At 64.0% G+C, this 17,971-nt stretch carries 20 protein-coding genes, 1 tRNA gene and 1 pseudogene; 16 read left to right on the top strand and 6 right to left on the bottom strand.

All coding sequences use genetic code 11. From position 1 onward, the window contains the following. Positions 1–163 precede the first annotated feature (163 nt). The 3 genes from AAG612_RS15330 to AAG612_RS15320 are packed head-to-tail and all read left to right on the top strand — an operon-like array spanning position 164 to position 1,880. Positions 164–490 (top strand): antibiotic biosynthesis monooxygenase family protein, encoded by a 327-nt coding sequence (locus AAG612_RS15330; RefSeq protein WP_342511663.1) that lies wholly within the window; start codon positions 164–166, stop codon positions 488–490. Next, complete coding sequence (locus AAG612_RS15325; protein ID WP_342511660.1) at positions 487–834, top strand: arsenate reductase; 348 nt, start codon at positions 487–489, stop codon at positions 832–834. Before AAG612_RS15330 ends, AAG612_RS15325 begins: the two co-directional genes overlap by 4 nt. A gap of 20 nt (positions 835–854) precedes the next feature. Beyond that, on the top strand, positions 855–1,880 hold the full coding sequence (locus tag AAG612_RS15320) for a glycerophosphodiester phosphodiesterase (protein WP_425341871.1): 1,026 nt from the start codon (positions 855–857) through the stop codon (positions 1,878–1,880). Positions 1,881–1,975: 95 nt separating this feature from the next. Here AAG612_RS15320 and ubiG read toward each other — a convergent pair whose 3' ends face one another. Next, the gene (gene ubiG / locus AAG612_RS15315; protein WP_342511659.1) at positions 1,976–2,704 is read right to left on the bottom strand and encodes a bifunctional 2-polyprenyl-6-hydroxyphenol methylase/3-demethylubiquinol 3-O-methyltransferase UbiG; all 729 of its coding nucleotides are present in this window, start codon (positions 2,702–2,704) and stop codon (positions 1,976–1,978) included. 53 nt (positions 2,705–2,757) lie between these two features. Here ubiG and AAG612_RS15310 point away from each other — a divergent pair, with 53 nt between their 5' ends. From AAG612_RS15310 to purT, 3 genes are read left to right on the top strand one after another with little or no spacing between them, the layout of a single operon-like run. Next, positions 2,758–4,038, top strand: coding sequence for an aspartate kinase (locus AAG612_RS15310; protein ID WP_342511657.1), 1,281 nt, complete (start codon positions 2,758–2,760; stop codon positions 4,036–4,038). Continuing rightward, a complete protein-coding gene (locus tag AAG612_RS15305) occupies positions 4,035–4,418 on the top strand; it encodes a hypothetical protein (protein ID WP_342511655.1) in 384 nt (127 codons plus the stop codon). The genes AAG612_RS15310 and AAG612_RS15305 overlap by 4 nt, the downstream gene beginning before the upstream one ends. Continuing rightward, positions 4,415–5,572 carry a formate-dependent phosphoribosylglycinamide formyltransferase gene (purT, locus tag AAG612_RS15300; RefSeq protein ID WP_342511654.1) on the top strand — a complete coding sequence of 386 codons (1,158 nt, stop codon included), beginning with the start codon at positions 4,415–4,417 and terminating at the stop codon, positions 5,570–5,572. Before AAG612_RS15305 ends, purT begins: the two co-directional genes overlap by 4 nt. A gap of 3 nt (positions 5,573–5,575) precedes the next feature. On the opposite strand, the gene AAG612_RS15295 is transcribed toward purT, so the two are convergent. After that, positions 5,576–6,124: a DUF2306 domain-containing protein gene (locus AAG612_RS15295; protein ID WP_342511653.1), complete on the bottom strand. Its 549-nt coding sequence runs from the start codon at positions 6,122–6,124 to the stop codon at positions 5,576–5,578. A gap of 166 nt (positions 6,125–6,290) precedes the next feature. Between AAG612_RS15295 and AAG612_RS15290 the strand changes: the two genes are divergently transcribed. The 6 genes from AAG612_RS15290 (at position 6,291) to AAG612_RS15265 (ending at position 11,604) form a co-directional block, all read left to right on the top strand. After that, positions 6,291–7,130 carry a LytTR family DNA-binding domain-containing protein gene (locus tag AAG612_RS15290; RefSeq protein WP_342511651.1) on the top strand — a complete coding sequence of 280 codons (840 nt, stop codon included), beginning with the start codon at positions 6,291–6,293 and terminating at the stop codon, positions 7,128–7,130. A gap of 40 nt (positions 7,131–7,170) precedes the next feature. Beyond that, positions 7,171–8,187, top strand: coding sequence for an NAD(P)H-dependent flavin oxidoreductase (locus AAG612_RS15285; protein ID WP_342511649.1), 1,017 nt, complete (start codon positions 7,171–7,173; stop codon positions 8,185–8,187). 167 nt (positions 8,188–8,354) lie between these two features. Then, the gene (locus tag AAG612_RS15280) at positions 8,355–8,999 is read left to right on the top strand and encodes a YceI family protein (protein ID WP_342511647.1); all 645 of its coding nucleotides are present in this window, start codon (positions 8,355–8,357) and stop codon (positions 8,997–8,999) included. Between the two features lie 64 nt (positions 9,000–9,063). Further along, complete coding sequence (locus tag AAG612_RS15275; RefSeq protein ID WP_342511645.1) at positions 9,064–9,951, top strand: dienelactone hydrolase family protein; 888 nt, start codon at positions 9,064–9,066, stop codon at positions 9,949–9,951. Between the two features lie 121 nt (positions 9,952–10,072). Next, the gene (locus tag AAG612_RS15270; protein WP_342511643.1) at positions 10,073–11,101 is read left to right on the top strand and encodes an SPFH domain-containing protein; all 1,029 of its coding nucleotides are present in this window, start codon (positions 10,073–10,075) and stop codon (positions 11,099–11,101) included. Positions 11,102–11,112: 11 nt separating this feature from the next. Further along, positions 11,113–11,604 (top strand): NfeD family protein, encoded by a 492-nt coding sequence (locus tag AAG612_RS15265; RefSeq protein ID WP_342511641.1) that lies wholly within the window; start codon positions 11,113–11,115, stop codon positions 11,602–11,604. 18 nt (positions 11,605–11,622) lie between these two features. Here AAG612_RS15265 and AAG612_RS15260 read toward each other — a convergent pair whose 3' ends face one another. After that, positions 11,623–12,573 carry a complex I NDUFA9 subunit family protein gene (locus AAG612_RS15260; RefSeq protein ID WP_342511639.1) on the bottom strand — a complete coding sequence of 317 codons (951 nt, stop codon included), beginning with the start codon at positions 12,571–12,573 and terminating at the stop codon, positions 11,623–11,625. A gap of 200 nt (positions 12,574–12,773) precedes the next feature. On the opposite strand from AAG612_RS15260, the gene AAG612_RS15255 reads away from it, so the two are divergent. Further along, positions 12,774–12,860 (top strand) — tRNA-Leu (locus AAG612_RS15255). A 165-nt stretch (positions 12,861–13,025) separates the two neighbouring features. Further along, on the top strand, positions 13,026–14,249 hold the full coding sequence (locus AAG612_RS15250; RefSeq protein ID WP_222828596.1) for a tyrosine-type recombinase/integrase: 1,224 nt from the start codon (positions 13,026–13,028) through the stop codon (positions 14,247–14,249). Positions 14,250–14,385: 136 nt separating this feature from the next. Here the strand turns inward: AAG612_RS15250 and AAG612_RS15245 are convergent, their stop codons facing one another. From AAG612_RS15245 to AAG612_RS15235, 3 genes are all read right to left on the bottom strand, one after another. Beyond that, positions 14,386–14,580 carry a DUF6961 family protein gene (locus AAG612_RS15245; RefSeq protein WP_176267530.1) on the bottom strand — a complete coding sequence of 65 codons (195 nt, stop codon included), beginning with the start codon at positions 14,578–14,580 and terminating at the stop codon, positions 14,386–14,388. Further along, positions 14,571–15,122: a thermonuclease family protein gene (locus AAG612_RS15240; RefSeq protein ID WP_176267529.1), complete on the bottom strand. Its 552-nt coding sequence runs from the start codon at positions 15,120–15,122 to the stop codon at positions 14,571–14,573. Before AAG612_RS15240 ends, AAG612_RS15245 begins: the two co-directional genes overlap by 10 nt. A 64-nt stretch (positions 15,123–15,186) precedes the next feature. Further along, positions 15,187–15,771 carry a lytic transglycosylase domain-containing protein gene (locus AAG612_RS15235; protein ID WP_253521855.1) on the bottom strand — a complete coding sequence of 195 codons (585 nt, stop codon included), beginning with the start codon at positions 15,769–15,771 and terminating at the stop codon, positions 15,187–15,189. Between the two features lie 138 nt (positions 15,772–15,909). Between AAG612_RS15235 and AAG612_RS16335 the strand changes: the two genes are divergently transcribed. Then, positions 15,910–16,824, top strand: a complete 915-nt coding sequence (locus AAG612_RS16335) for a DUF7146 domain-containing protein (protein WP_425341869.1) — start codon at positions 15,910–15,912, stop codon at positions 16,822–16,824. Positions 16,825–16,872: 48 nt separating this feature from the next. Then, positions 16,873–17,971 (top strand): annotated as a pseudogene (locus AAG612_RS15220) (methylase); the annotation flags it as partial.

Here is a 17,971-nt window from a genome sequence, read left to right as displayed (position 1 = left end):
CGGTCATGCTTGCGGCTAGAAGCCGTGTCATGGCAGCCTTCGCTCACGCTCGGAATCATGCGCTCGTCCAGACCGTTCGGGCGGGTGACTTTTTCGCCTCAGGACACTGTGTCAGGTGTGTCAGGCGCGCCGAAGGTCCGCTCCACCGCGGACGGGTTTTCTGATGTATCTGGTCGTCTTCCGCAGCCACAAACGGGCCGGGTATGACGCCGCAGCCTATGCCCGCCATGCCGAGGCGATGGAGGAACTGGCACGCGCGCAGCCCGGCTTCCTCGCGGTGAAGACCTATGCCGCAGACGATGGCGAGACGGTCACCATCTCCGAATGGGCGACGCGCGAGGCTGCCAAGGCGTGGCGTTGCCACCCCGACCATGCCACCATTCAGGGCGAGGGCAGGAAGAGCCACTATGCCCGATACACGATGTTCACCTGCCTCGATCCGCAGGTGACCGAGTTCAAGTCGGACGAGCCACAGAACGAGGACGCATGACCATCACGATCAACGGCATTCCCAACTGCGACACGGTGAAGAAGGCGCGTAAATGGCTGGAGGCGCAGGGCCTCGATCACAGTTTCCGCGACTTCAAGAAGGATCCGCCGAGCGCGGACGAGGTTGGCGGGTGGGCCGATGCTGCTGGCTGGGAGGTGCTGCTCAACAAGCGGGGGACCACATTCCGCAAGCTCGACGAGGCCGACAAGGCCGATCTGACGCGCGAAAAGGCGATTGCCTTGATGGTGCAACATCCAAGCCTGATCAAGCGGCCGGTACTCGAACAGGAAGGCGGCCTGATGGTCGGCTTCAACGAAGCGGAATGGAAGGACACCCTTTGCTGAAACTGATAGCTGCGCTCGTCATGACGCTGACTTGCTCTTCCGCGATGGCGCAGGACATGACTCCACTCGCCCCCGTCAACGCCGATGGCGATATGCTGGTGATCGCGCATCGCGGCGCGAGCGGAGAGCGGCCCGAGCATACGCTGGCCAGTTACGAGCGTGCGATCGATCAGGGGGCCGACTATATCGAGCCCGATCTGGTGGTGACCAAGGACCTGATGCTGGTCGCGCGGCACGAGAACGACATTGGCGAGACCACCGACGTCGCCGACCGCCCTGAATTCGCCGACCGTCGCCGGACCAAGAATATCGAGGGCCAGATGGTCAACGGCTGGTTCGCGGAGGACTTCACGCTGGCCGAGCTGCGCACCCTGCGCGCGAAGGAGCGGATGCCTGCGCTGCGTCCGGCCAATGCCACTTTCGACGGGCTCTATCAGGTGCCCACCTTTGCCGACATCATCGCGCTGAAGCGCGCCAAGGAGGCCGAAACGGGCCGCAGGATCGGCCTCTATCCCGAACTCAAGCATCCCACCTGGCTGTTGCAGGAAACCGGCATCGACGTGGTCGACCTGCTGGCCCGCCAGCTGCGCGAGGAAGGTCTGGACGGGGCCGACTCGGACGTGTTCGTGCAGGCCTTCGACATCGCGCCGCTGCAACGGCTCGACAAGATGATCGACACCCCGCTGATCCTGCTGATCCGGCCCGAAGGCGGCCCGTATGACGAGCCCGCGATGACCTGGGCGGGAATAATGACCCCGACGGGCCTCGCCGAGGTGGCGACCTATGCCGACGGGATCGGGCCGTTCATGGGCCACGTGCTGAACGACGACGGCACGCCGACCGATCTGGTGCGCGATGCGCACGCGGCGGGTCTGCAGGTCCACCCGTGGACCGTGCGCAAGGAAAACGTGTTCCTGCCGCCCTCGCTGCGCTCCGATGACAGCCAGAACGGCGTTGGCAACATGATGGGGCTGGTGGAGCTGCTGAAGGCCGCCGGGGTCGACGGTTACTTCACCGACGATCCGGCGCTGGTGCGGGGAAAATAGGCGACGGGTTCCGCTCGTCCTGAGCTTGTCGAAGGGCGGGCGTGGCGCTGCGTTCGCGGTTCGACAGGCTCACCACGAACGGGACAGCGATGATCCTAGTCCCGTCGCGCCGCCAGAATGTAGTTCAGGCTGGTATCGTCCGACAGATGCAGGCCCTTGCCCGGGCGGTAGGCGATGCCTCGCGTGGCGGTGACGGTCAGTCCCGCATCGGCGAGCAGATCGGTCAACTCGTCGGGCGTCACGAAGTCGTCCCAGTGGTGCGTACCCCTCGGGACCGCGCCGACAGCCTCCGCGGCGCCGACCAGCAGCAGGCGGCTGGCAGCGGTCCGGTTGGGCGTGGAGAGGATGAGGAGGCCATTATCGGCAAGCTTGCTCACCAGCGCGGCGATAAAGGCAGGCTTGTCCGCGACATGCTCGATCACCTCCATGCAGGTGACGAGGTCGAAGCTGCCAAGGTCCAGCGAACCGATCTCGCCCGCCATGTAGCGGATGTCGAGCCCGGCGGCCTCGGCATGCGCGGCCGCCGCCGCCGCGTTCTCGGGTGCGGCATCGACGCCGGTGACCTGCGCGCCCAGCCGCGCCAGCGGCTCGCACAGCAAGCCCGCACCGCAGCCGACATCGACTGCGCTCTTGCCTGCAAGGGGGGCGGAACTCTCGATATCGCCGCCCCAGTGGCGGTCGATCGCGTCCCTTACGAAGCCCAGCCGCACGGGGTTCAGGCGGTGGAGTATGGCGGAGGAACCCTTCGGGTCCCACCAGTCAGCGGCCAGCGCTCCGAAATGGGCTGCTTCGTCGGGGCGAATGGTTGCTGTTGCATCGCTCATGCACGCTCCCTAACACCGCGCCGAAAGTGGCACCAGCGAGGAAGGCTTCGCCCTTGGCGCGGATCGTGATGAAATTCGGCGGGACCTCGATGGCGGGGACCGAGCGCATTCGGCGTGTGGCGCAAATCGTGCGCAAGCAGGCCGCAGGCGGTAACGAGGTGGCGGTGGTCGTCTCCGCAATGGCGGGCGAGACGGACCGGCTGGTCAACTTCGCGCGCGAGGCGCATGCGCTGTACGATCCGGCGGAGTACGACGTGGTCGTTGCAAGCGGCGAACAGGTCACCTCCGGCCTGCTGGCGCTCACGCTGCAATCGTTGGGGCAGAAGGCGCGCAGCTGGCTCGGCTGGCAGCTGCCGGTGCGCACGATAGAGGCGCACGCCAAGGCGCGGGTCGATTCGATCGACGGCGAGGCGCTGCTCGCCAGCATGGCGGAAGGCACCATTGCCGTGATCCCCGGCTTCCAGGGCATGAGCGCGGAGGGGCGCGTCACCACCATGGGGCGTGGCGGTTCGGACACCAGCGCAGTCGCGGTCGCGGCGGCGGTGGGCGCCGACCGGTGCGACATCTACACCGATGTCGACGGGGTCTACACCACCGACCCGCGGATCGTCGCCAAGGCGCGCAAGCTGAAGGCGGTGACCTACGAGGAAATGCTCGAACTCGCATCCGTCGGCGCGAAGGTGCTGCAGACCCGCTCTGTCAGCCTCGCGATGAAGGAAGGCGTCAGGATACAGGTTCTCTCCAGCTTCGTGGACGACAGCGCGACCCCGGCAGATGATCTGCCTGGCACGCTGATCGTCTCCGAAGACGAAATGGAACGGATGGTCGAAGAGGGACTTATGGAACGCAAGCTCGTCACCGGCATCGCGCACGACAAGAACGAAGCTAAGATCATTCTCACCCGCGTGCCCGACAAGCCGGGCGCGGTGGCGGAGATCTTCGGCCCGCTGGCCGAGGCCAGCATCAATGTCGACATGATCATCCAGAACGTCGGCCGCGACAAGGGCGAGACCGACGTGACCTTCACGATCCCCCAGACCGACCTCGCCCGCGCCCAGGCCCTGCTGGAGGACAAGCGCGAGGCGATCGGCTACAACCGGATCATCACCGACAGCCATATCGCGAAGATCAGCGTCGTGGGCGTCGGCATGAAGAGCCACGCGGGCGTCGCGAGCGACATGTTCCGTGCGCTGGCCGAGCGCGGGATCAACATCCAGGCGATCACGACGAGCGAGATCAAGGTCTCGGTGATGATCGACGAGGACGAGACCGAGCTGGCCGTGCGCGTCCTGCACACAGCCTACGGGCTGGATGCGGAGAGCGAACCGGCTTGAGTAGGAAGCACGATGATTGCGGCCACCTCGTGAGAGGAGCCATAGCACTTGCGACCGGCCATCGGCGGCTTGAATTCAATGAGGAAAAGGAGAAGGTCGTTAGGTTTACCGCTGCCGACACACCAGCCTGCGTGATAGTTAAGAACAAAGACAAGCTGGTCATTTGGGCAAAAGCAGATCTGAAAATGTCTTCGCAGACACGTGCGATCGCTATGGAGCGCCGAACCGTGGGATTTGACCGTAGTGGTAACCCCGCCATTGGGAAAAACGCTGGCTTACATGCGAATGTTGCGTCTTGGCTGGACTGTCAGGATTTACTTAGCTTCAATCCCCAGAGCTTGAATGATGCTTGGAGCGTCCTCGAGGATATTACCTCATGAGCCACACCGCGAAAATCCTGCTGCTCGGCTCGGGCGAGCTGGGGCGCGAGTTCGTCATCTCGGCCAAGCGGCTGGGCGCATACGTGATCGCCTGCGACAGCTACGACCATGCGCCTGCGATGCAGCTGGCCGATGCGCGCGAGGTGTTCTCGATGCTCGATGGCGATGCCCTGCGCGCCGTGATCGAGAAGCACCGGCCCGACCATGTCGTGCCCGAGATCGAGGCGATCCGGACCGAAGTTCTGGCCGAGGTCGAGGCGGCGGGCGTCCATGTTGTGCCGACCGCGCGCGCGGCGCAGCTGACCATGAACCGCGATGCGATCCGCGATCTGGCGGCGCAGGAGCTGGGCGTGCGCACCTCACGCTACGGCTATGCGACCAGTCTCGACGAAGTGCGTGCGGCGGCGGGGGACACGGGCTTCCCTTGCGTCATCAAGCCGGTCATGTCCTCCTCGGGCAAGGGCCAGAGCACGGTGCAGGACGAAGCTGGGCTGGAGGCGGCGTGGGACTATGCGGTCGCCAACATGCGCGGCGACCGGGCGCGGGTGATCGTCGAGCAGTTCATCGACTTCGATTACGAGATCACACTGCTGACCGTGCGTCACAAGAACGGCATCACCTTCTGCCCGCCGATCGGCCACCGGCAGGAACGCGGTGACTACCAGGAAAGCTGGCAGCCGCACGGCATGAGCGATGCGGCGCTGGCGGATGCGCAGGAGATGGCGCGCAAGGTGGTCGACAATCTGGGCGGATACGGGCTGTTCGGGGGCGAGTTCTTCGTGCGCGGAGACGAAGTGATCTTCTCGGAGCTTTCGCCGCGCCCGCACGACACCGGCATGGTCACGCTGGTCAGCCAGAACCTGACCGAGTTCGACCTGCACGCCCGCGCGGTGATGGGCCTGCCCGTGCCCGAGACGATTCGTGCGCGCCCGGCGGCCAGCGCAGTGATCCTCGCCGACCGGGAGAGCGAGAGCGTCTCTTACGCTGGCCTTGCGGAAGCGATGGCGAATGGTTCGGACATCCGCATCTTCGCCAAGCCGGTGACGCGGCCCTACCGCCGCATGGGCGTCGCGCTGGCCACCGCTGGCGACACCGACGAAGCCCGCCGCCTCGCGAAAGAGGCAGCGGGCAAGGTCACGCTCACCTACGGTTGACGATCAGCCGAGCAGCATCACGTTCATCAGGCGACCGGGCAGGACGAAGGCGAAGATGCCGGGGATCATCAGCGCGGTCAGATAGGTGAAGACGAGGTGCTTCTTGTGGCCCGCGATGTCGCCCTTGCGTGCGGTGGCGACGACCTTCCAGGCCGCATGGAAGGTGATCGGTACGAAGATATGGATGAAGCTGAAGCCGCCGGTCGACTGGATGAAGATGGCACTGGTCGCGGTCACCAGCATCAGCACCAGCCACACCTTGCCGAGCGTCTTGTGCGCGGGCGTGCCCTTGGGGGCGAGCAGCAGGTAACCGCCGAGCGGAATCGCCGGGAGCACGGTGGCGACGTGGATGATGATCGGCAGCTTGGCGTAATAATGCAGATTGTCGACCATGCCGAGCGCCGCCTTGCCGAGCGCCACGACGCACGCGAAGGTCATCGTGAAGCACACGAGGCTGACGATGGTCCGCGTGACCGGGCCGATATCGAACCGGGTCTGCCGGGCGAGAGCGCTGGCGGAAGAAAAGGGAAGCGATGCGGCGAGCGTGTTCATCTTGGGTCTCCGGTCGGTCGGTGTGTCGTTCGATGACCCGAGTTCTGCCCGCTGCCCGTTCGCCCGCAACACGGCCTTCGCCACTCGTGCGCGTGCTTCGCGAAAGGCGCACAAATCCGCCGCCTTGCCACTTTACGAAGCGCGAATGGGCGCTAGGTTCGTGCCGATGAGCCATGACCCAACCACCGGGCAGCACCTGTTCGCGCGCAAGCTGCTGATCGATCTGTCGATCATGACCGTCGTGGGGCTGGTCCTCGCGCTGATCGGCCCGTTCGGCAGCGCCGATGCTCCATTGGCGGTGCGGCTGGGGAGCTGGCTGCTGTTCGCCTGGGTCGGTTATGCGGTCTACAACCCGATCGGCTGGGTGGTCGAACGGTTGCACCGGGCGCTGCACCTGCCGGAGATCGGCCTGTGGATCGCCGGGTGCCTGATCGCGACCGTCCCGATGACGGCGATCGTCTGGGCCATCGGCTTCTGGCCGCGCCCTGTGCCCATGCCGACCGGCGAGCAGGCGCTGGAGGCCTATTTCAACGTGCTGATCATCGGCGCCAGCATTACCGTGATTTTCCATCTGATCGAACGCTCCAAGCAGACCTCCCCGTCCGAGCAAGCGGACCAGCCTGCTGCGAGTGCGCCCGTCGCCGCGCCGCCCGTCGCCCCGCCGCCCGTCGCCGCCGGGCCCGCGCCCGCGCCGCAACCCGCCTTTCTCGACCGGCTGCCGGCGCATCTGGGCAGCGACCTGCTCGCGCTTGAAATGGAAGACCACTACGTGCGCGTGCATACCGCGCTCGGCTCCGAACTGATCCTGCTGCGGATGCGCGATGCGATCGCCGAGCTGGGCGGTATCGAGGGCGCGCAGGTCCATCGCAGCTGGTGGGTTGCGCGCGATGCGGTGGAGGATGTGAAGCGCGATGGACGCAACGTGCGGCTGGTGCTGCCGGGCGGGCTGGAAGCGCCCGTCTCGCGCACCCGCGTGGCCGAGCTGAAACAGGCAGGCTGGCTCTAGGCCTTGCCGCAAGGCGCGGCCCGGCCTAACCGCTGCTCGCATGAGCAATACTCCCAAAACGGACGCGCTGATGGTGCGTGGTGCAAAGTTCCTCGGCAGCGAGCATGCCATCCTGTGTGGCGCGATGAGCTGGGTGAGCGAGCGCAACCTCGTTTCCGCTATCAGCAATGCCGGCGGCTTCGGCGTGATCGCCTGCGGCGCGATGACGCCCGAACTGCTCGACACCGAGATCGCCGAGACGAAGAAGCGCACCGACAAGCCCTTCGGCGTCAATCTGATCACCATGCACCCGCAGCTGTTCGACCTGATCGCGGTGTGCGAAAAGCATGGCGTGACCCACGTCGTCCTCGCAGGCGGCATCCCGCCGAAGGGGAGCGTCGAGGCGATCAAGGGTGGTGACAATCCCGCAAACGTTATCTGCTTCGCGCCCACGCTGGCGCTGGGCAAGAAGTTGCTCCGCTCGGGCGCGGATGCGCTGGTGATCGAAGGTATGGAGGCGGGCGGCCATATCGGCCCCGTCTCCACCAGCGTGCTGGCGCAGGAAATCCTGCCCGAACTGAGCGAAGAGCACCTGATCTTCGTCGCGGGCGGAATCGGCCGCGGCTCCGCCATCGCGGGCTATCTGGAGATGGGCGCGTGCGGCGTGCAGCTGGGCACGCGCTTCGCCTGCGCGAAGGAAAGCATCGCGCACGAGAACTTCAAGAAGGCGTTCTTCCGCGCCTCGGCCCGCGAAGCGGTCGCCAGCGTGCAGGTCGATGCACGGCTGCCGGTGATCCCGGTCCGCGCGCTCAAGAACAAGGGCACCGAGGAGTTCACCGCCAAGCAGCGGGAAATCGCCGGGTCGCTCGACCGCGAGGAAATCGCGATGGCCGAAGCGCAATTGCAGGTCGAGCATTACTGGGCGGGCGCGCTGCGCCGCGCGGTAATCGAGGGCGATGTCGAGAACGGTAGCCTGATGGCGGGGCAGTCCGTGGGCATGCTCAAGGAAGAAGAGCCGGTGGCCGACATCATCGCCAAGCTGATGGCGCAGAGCGAAGAGGCGCTGACCCGGCGCTAGCAGGGCGGCCACGTTTTGGGTCCGGCCATGGACCAAAGGATAGGGGGCACTTGACGGAACGGATCGCGCTCTGACGGTTTGTGACATCGAGTACCTGTGCGAGCGCCGTTTTCGCGGGCGTCCGCCTATTGCCTATCGTCGATCCATACAGACCCGGAGCTAGCCCCATGCGTACCACCCAGTCTCTCGCCGTGTTCGCCCTGATCGCTGTTGCCACCGTTCCCGCTCTCGCGGTGCAGGAAGGCCCGCCGCAATTGCCCGGCCAGATGGATGCGAGCCGGGTAGCTGCCGGGACCTATGTGACGGACCCGTCGCACACGCTCGTCGCCTGGTCGGTCAACCATTTCGGGTTCAATGACTATTACGGCGCGTTCGGCGATGTCGAAGGCACGCTGACGATGGACCCTGCCAATCCCGATGCGGCGAAGGTCGATGTGACCATTCCGATCACCAGCGTATCGGTGGTCAGCGAGGGCTTGCGCGACCATCTGCTGCGCCCCGGCAAGGATGGCGGCGATCCCGACTTCTTCGGGGCCGAGCCCGAGGCCGCGCGCTTCGTTTCGACCAATGTCGATGTCGAAGGCACTAAGGCGACGATTACCGGTAACCTCACCATGAACGGCGTAACGAAACCGGTCACGATCGATGCGCGCTTCACCGGCGCGGGGACCAATCCGATGAGCAAGGCCGAAACCGTCGGATTCGAAGGCACCACCATCATCATGCGATCGGACTTCGGCGTCGATTATGCAGTGCCGATGGTATCGGACGAGGTGAAGCTCATGATCAGCGCCGCGTTCGAAAAGCAGTAACAGGCGTCAGAGAATAGAGGTCGGCGCCGCGCGGGCGGGGCTGGGATGATTGAGGGAGAGGCCGATGTGCGATGAAGCGAAACTCGCCAAGTGGGCGAAAGGGCTCAACCGCCGCCAGTTCGGGGCGCTGACGGGCACTCTGGCCGGGGGCGCCGCGCTCAGCGCGTGTACCCTCGGTACGGATGGCGAGGATGGCATGCTTGCCATGCCTGCACTGAGCGAGCGCGCGGTCAGTTTCCCTACCCCTGCCGGGACGATGGACGGATTTTTCGTCGCACCCGTTTCCGCCCCATCGCCCGCCGTCCTGTTCTGGCCCGACATTGCGGGCCTTCGCGAGGCCAAGCGCAACATGGCGCGGCGCCTTGCGGGGCGCGGCTATGCGGTGCTTGTCGTCAATCCCTACTACCGCGATGTGGCGGGCGAGCAGTTCGAGGATTTCGCGGCCTTCGCGGGCAATAACGGCTTCCAGAAGGTTCGCCCGTGGCGCGAGAAGCTGGATGCTGAAGCGATCATGGCGGATGCGAGCGCGGCGGTCGCGTTCCTCGACACGCAGGCCGAGGTCGACACGACGCGCGGCATCGGCACGCAGGGCTATTGCATGGGCGGGCCGTTCACCTTCTGGAGCGCAGCGGCAGTCCCCGACCGGATCAAGGGCGTCGCCAGCTTCCACGGCGGCGGACTGGTGCGCGACGACAATCCGATGAGCCCGCACCGTACCTTCGACGATACCCAGGCAAGCTATCTCGTCGCGATCGCGCAGGACGACGATGCCGACGCGCCCGACCACAAGCGCATCCTGCGCGAAGCGGCGGCAGAGGCAGGGCGCCCGGCCAAGGTCGAGGTCTATGCAGGCGACCATGGCTGGACCGTGCCCGACAGCCCGGCCTACGCGGAAGGCCCGGCAGAGCGCGCCTATGCTGACCTGATGACGCTCTACGACGCGGCACTCTGATCCCACTCGCCCGATCCCGGTTGGTCGGTCGGCACTCCGGTGCTGCCGGGCCGCCGGTTTCGCTTGGCCACGCCCGCTCTGCCCGCTAGGCTGAAACCCTGACAAAAAAGGGATTGGTCGCATGGGAATGTATATCACGCTCGGGCTGGTGGTATTCCTGCTGCTCATCTTCGTGATGACCGCCATCACGATGGTGAAGCAGGGTTACGTCTATACGATCGAGCGGTTCGGCAAGTTCACCAAGGCTGCCGAACCCGGCCTGACGATCATCTTCCCCGTCATCGACCGGGTGGGCCACCGCATCAACATGATGGAACAGGTGCTCGACATTCCGGGCCAGGAGATCATCACCAAGGATAACGCGATGGTCGGCGTGGACGCAGTGGTGTTCTTCCAGGTGCTCGATGCGCCCAAGGCCGCCTACGAAGTTTCCGGCCTGCATCCCGCGATCATGGCGCTCACCACCACCAACCTGCGTACGGTGATGGGCAGCATGGATCTGGACGAGACGCTGTCCAAGCGCGACGAGATCAATGCCCGCCTGCTGAGCGTGGTGGATCACGCGACCTCGCCCTGGGGGGTCAAGATCACTCGCGTCGAGATCAAGGACATCCGCCCCCCGCGCGACATTTCCGAGGCCATGGCCCGCCAGATGAAGGCCGAGCGCCTCAAGCGCGCCGAAATCCTCGAGGCAGAGGGCGACAAGACCAGCGCCATCCTGCGTTCCGAAGGGTCCAAGCAGTCCGCCATCCTCGAAGCCGAAGGCAAGCGCGAGGCCGCCTTCCGCGATGCCGAGGCGCGCGAGCGTGCGGCGGAAGCCGAAGCCAAGGCGACGCAGATGGTGTCCGACGCCATCGCATCCTCGGGCAACCAGGCGATCAACTACTTCGTCGCGCAGGAATATACCAAGGCGGTCGGCAAGTTCGCCGACAGCCCGAACGCCAAGACGATCCTGTTCCCGGTCGAGGCGACGCAGCTGATCGGTTCGCTCGGCGGAATCGGCGAACTGGTGCGCGACGCCATCCAGCCGGGTGAGAACGCGCCGATGGGCGGCAATAATGGCGTGCCCCTGTCGCGCGATCGCGATCCCGTCTCGCGCGAACGTCCGCGTTCGTCGGTGCCGCGCACCGGCCGCGGCGACGCGGGCTAGGGCGCCGCGCCATGTTCGAAGGGCTCGACAATTACTGGGTATGGGTCGCGCTCGGCCTCGCGCTTGCGGCGCTCGAGCTGCTGGCGCCGGGCGTCTTCCTCATCTGGTTCGCGGTCGCTGCGCTCATCACAGGCGCGCTCAGCTTCCTGTTCGACTTCGGCCTGCCGCTAGAGATCGTCAGCTTCGTCAGCCTCTCGCTGATCTCGGTCTACAGCGCGCGCCGTTATCTGCGCGACAAGCCGATCATCAGCAGCGATCCTCTCCTCAACCACAAGGGCGGACGGATGGTGGGCGAGACCGCGCTGGTCGTCCAGCCGATCGAAAGCGGCAGCGGGCGGGTGAAGGTCGGCGACAGCGAATGGATCGCGCGCGGCCCCGATACCGCCGCCGGGGAGCGCGTGCGGATCAGCGGCAATGACGGGGCGATCCTGCTGGTCGAACCGATCGCGCTGATCGCCGACGCAAAGGCCGTTCAGAGCGACGGCACACCCGCCGAAGGGTAATCCGCGAGAGTGCGGCTGCTAGCCCGCGCCGTCCATCTTCTCGGCAAAGCGGCCGTGCTTGCGGTGATGGACCATGTAGCGATCGATCACGAGCTCCAGCGGGCGCGGCTGGATGCCCAGTGCGTCGAAGCCCGGATGGTCGCCTGAGGCAACGCTGCCGGCCTTGAGCATGTGCCACTGGTCGGTACCCATCGGCGTGCCCGGCAGGGCGGCGAAAGCGGCGCTGGCACCGTCCGGCATTGGAAGGAAGGTGCGCTTGCGCCGCTGCGCCTTCGCGATCCGCTCGTTCAACTCCATCATCGTCCAACGATCCGGTCCCGCCAGCTCGTAGGTCTTGCCCGAATGAGCGGAAGGCGCAACCAGCGCGGTCGCGATGGCCGCGGCTACATCGTCGACATGGACCACCTGCAGCGGCGCAACGGGGGCGAAGACCGGGAGAACCGGGAGCTTGGCGATCAGGTCGGCGAACATCGTCAGGATGCCGCCGTCGGGCCCGAAAATGATCGAGGGCCGCATGATCGTCGCCTTGGGGAAGGCCTCGCGCACCAGTTCTTCGCCGAGTGCCTTGGCCTGCGCATATTGCGAAGGACCGTCGCGATCCGCGCCGATCGCGCTGATCTGCACGAAGCTCTCGGCGCCCGTCTCCCTGGCCGCCCTGGCGAGCGTGCCCGCCGCTTCGCCCATCAGCTTCATCAGATCGCCCTCGAAGGTGCCGACCAGATTGACCACCGCATGAGTTCCCTCGACGCATGCGCGTACGCTGCGCTCGTCGAGGATGTTGCAGCGCGCGAACTGGAGCTGGCCCAGCTTGGCTAAGGGCTTGAGCGAAAACGCATCCTCGGGCGTGCGCGCCGCGATTCGCACCCGCGCGTTCTGCTGCAGCAGATCCTCCGCTACGTGGCGCCCCAGGAAGCCGCTGCCACCGAAGATGGTCACCACGTTATCGGCGAGCGGGTTGGTGATGGGCATTGGTCGGGCCTTTCGTGGCGGCAGCTACGGGGGTGGGTCTCGGCCGCCGCTTTGCCGGATGCCGACGGCCCCCGCAAGACCGACCGAAGCATGCATAGATTGTCCGAGACGGCTATTTGCGTTGACAGGCATAGCCCGGCTTCGCTAATGGCCCGCGCCTACCCGGCGGCCGCGCCTTCGAAGACCGGCCTGCCTCGTGTGCCCAGATGGCGGAATTGGTAGACGCACCGTCTTCAGGTGGCGGCGATCGCAAGGTCGTGGAGGTTCGAGTCCTCTTCTGGGCACCATTTGTTCTTCTCACGTTCTCCCAAATAATCTATAAAACCCGCAGAAATCCTAGGGATTTGGCCCTTGGATCGTTCCGGATCGTCCCGCCTGTTCTCGGGGGTTCCAGACACTTTTGTGGGCCTTTTGAGGCCGTTTCGCAAAGGCCCAGATGAAAAGGCCCCCACATGCCGCTGACAGATACTCGCCTCCGCGCTCTCAAGCCCAAGGACAAACCGTACAAGGTAACCGATGAGCGCGGCCTATATGTCGAGGTCACGCCGACCGGCAGCAAGCTTTGGCGATTCCGATACCGGATCGGTGGTGCGCAAAAGAAGCTCTGCATCGGCAGCTATCCTGACATCAGCCTCAAGCAAGCCCGAGACGCAGCCTACGAGGCACGACGAGCTGTTGCTTCTGGGGGCGACCCGGCCTTTGAGAAGCGGAAGCGGAAAATCCGCGCCGAGTTCCTTTCTGCACAGACGTTCGAGGCAGTCGCGCGTGAATATATCGAGCAGATGATGGTCCAGAATGGCCGCGCCGATGGCACGATCGTCAAGGCCAATTATTTCCTCGACAAGCTTGCGCCTGCCATCGGTAACCGACCCATCCACGAGATCGAGCCGTTCGAAGTCCTGGCTCCTCTGAAACGACTGGAAGCCACTGGTAAGCACGAGACTGCGAAGAAATGCCGCTCGTTCGCAGGCCGCGTGTTTCGTTACGGTGTCGCTACCACCCGCTGCAAATCCGATCCGACCAGTATGCTGAAGGGCGCTCTCGTAACGCCGAGAGCCACGCATTATGCAGCAATCCTCGAGCCCACCGAGCTAGGCGGGCTGCTGCGCGCAATCGACGACTTCACTGGCTACATGGTGACCAAGTTTGCTTTGCAGATCGCGCCGCATGTGTTCGTACGTCCCGGCGAACTCCGCCACGCCGAATGGCATGAGATCGACCTGGTCGATGGGGTCTGGAAGATCCCTGCCGGTAAAATGAAAGCGCGCCGAGCGCATGCCGTCCCGCTGTCCAAGCAAGTTAGAGGTTATCTCACAGACCTGGCCGAGATGCTCGGCCGCGAAGGATATGTCTTCCCGTCTGCGCGCAGCTCCAAGCGTCCCATGAGTGAAAACACGCTCAATGCCGCATTTCGTCGCATGGGATATTCGAAGGAAGAAGTCACCGCGCATGGACTCCGGGCGACAGCATCGACATTCCTGAACGAGTCGGGCCTTTGGAATCCCGATGCGATCGAGCGTGCCCTGGCACATGGCGACAGCAATGTTGTGCGTGGCATCTACCATCGCGGCAAACATTGGGAAGAGCGCGTGCGCATGGCTCAATGGTGGAGCGACTACCTCGATGAGCTCCGGACAGGAGGAAAGGTCATCATGGGAAAGTTTGCGAATGGTTGATCGGAAGAACGAATTTCTTCTCAGCCAGTGCAGGATTGAAGGCTCAGGACGAGCCCTATCAGGGACACTGACGCGAGCAAGGCGAACTCAATTCTGATGCCCCAGACTTTAAGCCACTTCCGCATCGTGCTGAGCCTCAGTTCGCAGAGCTTTGGCAGCTAAGCTGATCGAACCGTTCAGCAACAGTCTTCCACGTTGCTATGCCTGCCTCGTCCCCTTCGTTGGAAAGTCGCTGGATCTGCTTTGCGATAAACGCGGCTCCCTCTTCGCCATGGTTCTTTTCGACCCAAAGTGCAACGGCCCACAATTCTTGATCGCGGTTCAGCACCATGGTTCACGTCGCCCGGTCCAGGTCCGCGCCAGCCCTTCGCTGACCAACTGATCGCCAAGCGAGCGGCCGCCGCGCGTTACGACCCGCAGTTTACGACCGTACTGATCCTCATCTCTGCTTCCGATGGTCCTCAGTTCAAAGGGTCCGCCATTGAGCAATTCGACAAGGCGATGCGTCGCGCGCATGCCGAGTTGGTATTCATAATCGCAACGAGGCTCGCTGATCTCTGGTGTATCGATGTCAGCAATGCGGATCTTTACGCCATCAAGCCAGAAGGTATCTCCATCCACGACGCATGTGCGCCGGACGGATCCGCAAATGTCGAATTGTGGGAAGCTCGCTTGCTGGAATAAAGTTTGAGGCTGCTGATCGTCGTTAGCAATGCTGGCATCATGGACTGGCCAGGTGAGTGCCAGCATCCCTCCAGCAAATACGATCGCGAATGCTCCCAATCCCAACGCGATCTCCTTTCTCAGCTTCCGGCGCTTCTGTGCCTTCAACGACTTGCGAAAATCGAACGGCTCACCGGGGGTCTCATTCACTAGCGTTGTCCGTTTTCATTCCGGCACATGATTTCAGACAATAGCCGGAAATCAGGCAGTTTCGTCAATTGTACGTACCAATTGCTTGCCAACGTCCCAACACGGACCGGACATATTGCGGTGTTTCACCGTTGCTGGGAATGCCGCGTGATCGGGAGACGGCACCTGGGCCCGCATTGTAAGCAGCCAAGGCCAGGTGGACCGCGTCGAACCGGTCCAACATATCGCGAAGATACCGGGCGCCACCGTCGATCGATGCAAGAGGGTCATGACGGTTCCGGACGCCCAGTTCGCGCGCCGTGGCCGGCATAAGCTGCGCCAGCCCGGCAGCACCGGCTGGACTCACAGCCATCGGATTAAAGCGGGATTCAGCCCAGATAAGAGCACGAAGCAGGTTGGTCGGAAGCCCGTAACGGCGCTCAGCCTCGGCTATCGCCGCCATATACAGGCTTTCCCGATAGGATATGTTTGCTGGCTCGGCCTGGTAGATTGCAGGAAGATATTGCCTTGCCGGCTGCTGGTCCGTCTTCGGCGGAACGACCGCGTGTTCGAACAAGGTGAAATCCTGGGCGCGGACTTGCTGAGAGGAGGTCGCGATCATTCCCAAACAGGCGACCGCTATCGCGGTCCGACGATTGAGGCGGGTCATCTCGAGTGGTGCTCCATTGATTCGAATCGATATAGAACATAAGTAGAACATATGCCTGTAGGAAAGCAGCGAATGCCTGCCTTCGGGAGAGGAGAGGAACGCTGATGAGGGGGCCACTTTGCTTGCTGAGGAGCTCGCATGTCCCTGTCTGTCCAAGCTCATCCCAACCGGTCGCTTGCCGGGACCGCCCGTCGCATTTGTGAATCGCGAGGGGGCAAATGGTCAGGCACAAGGGGCATGGCCTGCTGCCCTGCGCATGATGACCGCACGCCGTCACTCGGTGTGTCGCTCGGTCGACAGGCTATCCTTTTCCATTGCTTTGCGGGATGCGATCAGCAGAGCGTATTGTCTGCATTGGCGCGTGAAGGTTTCGAGGCACCGGCGCTTTTTTCAGGTTCTGCGACCACCAACGAGCCCGAATCGACCAGCACCCGCAAACCTTCGGCGGCAGCGCTGAGGATCTGGCGCGATGCACAGCCACTGCGTGCCAGTCCGGCAAAGGCATATCTTGAAAGCCGCGGCATCCTCGCCGCATCTCCGGCGCTCCGCTTCCATCCACGAACGCCGCTTGGCCCGAAAGGACGGGCCCGTTTTCTGCCCGCCATGATCGCGGCAGTCAGCCTCGGCGAGGGCCCGATCGCCATCCACCGCACGTTCCTGTCTACCGAGGCTTCAGGCAAGGCCGCTTTCGAAAAGCCGAAACGCGCGCTCGGCGCGCTCGGTGAAGCTGCTGTTCGTCTCTTCGCTCCAGTTTCCGGCAAGCTTGGCCTTGCCGAGGGGGTCGAGAGCGCGATGTCGGCCTATGCTCTCACCGGCATTCCCGTCTGGGCGACCCTGGGCAATGAGCGCTTCGGTCTCGTCAGCGTGCCTGAGAGCGTGACCGAGCTTCACCTCTTCGTCGATCACGATGCTGGCGGCGAGCTGGCCGCGTCGCGTGGCCTAGCCGCTTATGCCCGCGATGGGCGGACGATCCACGTTCGCAAACCATCCTCACGCGACACCGACTGGAACGATGAACTTACAGCATGGCTGCGCCGCAAGGCGGCGCGGTAGAGGAGAGAGAGCTTCTCGAATTCCTGATCCGGCAGAGGGCGTGTCCCGATGCCTTCATCAGGAGGACGAATTGCCATGTTTCAATCAGACCTGTTTCCCGCCGACGAGCAGTTGCCGTCAATGCGCCTGGCCTATGCCATCGGCACCCGAGTTGCCGCGCTTCTCGCTTCGGGACGTCATCTTACCCGTACCGACATTTCCGGGCTGTTCGCCGAAGAGACCGGTGTTCTGGACTGGGGAGGTGCCTGGACCATCGACGACTACAACAACGCGGTCGAGATCGGTGCACTGCTCTGGCTTCGAGAGTCCTCACGGATCGATCTGGCGACGAACGTGCACGAAGCGGAAGCGCGGTTCGACTGGCTCGAAGCAGCCTTGCCGCCGCGGCATGTGCGCAGCGAAGCACAGGTCGAGCTCCAGCAGTTCTCGACCCCGCCAATGCTGGCCTGGCTGATGGCGAAGGCCGCAGCTGTCTCTGCGCAAGACACCCTACTCGATCCGTCCGCAGGCAATGGTGCCCTTGCGCTGTGGGGCAACGTTCGGAACGCCTTGTTGGTCCTCAACGAGATAGATCCTGTGAGACGAGACAGCTTGGGTCACATCTTCCCTTCGGCCGCGATTACCGCGCATGACGGGGAACTAATCGCCGACCTGATTCGCGGCCCTGTTCCTTCGGTCGTGCTGATGAACCCGCCGTTCGCCCGAAGCCAGGAACGCGGCAAGGACGGTGAGACGGCCATGCGTCACCTGCGCAGTGCGATCCGGGCCGCTGCCAATGGGGCGAGAATTGTCGCGATCATGCCCGAAGGATTCGATGCTTCCACTTTCGCCAAGGCACAGGACGAAGCGTCGCTGCTCCTCGATGTCCGGCTGCAGCAGATGTTTCGCCGGACAGGGACGGGGATCGCTGTTCGCCTGGTTGTGTTCGACAAGACGCCGACTGCGTCCTCGCCTGCGATCACCGGAGATACTGCCGACCTCATCTCGCTCCACGAGCTGCTCAACGCGCTTCCGCCACGCGTAGAAACCTCCACCAACATCCATCGCCTGCCAATCGGGAAGCCAGTGCGCCTTGTTGGCAAGATCTCAACGCACCGCGCGCCGGTCCGGCCAATGGCTCCTTTCGCAGCGACAGCAGCAGCCAGGG

Origin of the sequence: Citromicrobium bathyomarinum (assembly GCF_038594605.1) — a bacterium.
Lineage (GTDB): Bacteria > Pseudomonadota > Alphaproteobacteria > Sphingomonadales > Sphingomonadaceae > Alteriqipengyuania > Alteriqipengyuania bathyomarina_B.
Note: the sequence above shows the minus strand (reverse complement) of the source record. Positions and strands in the feature narration are given on the sequence as shown.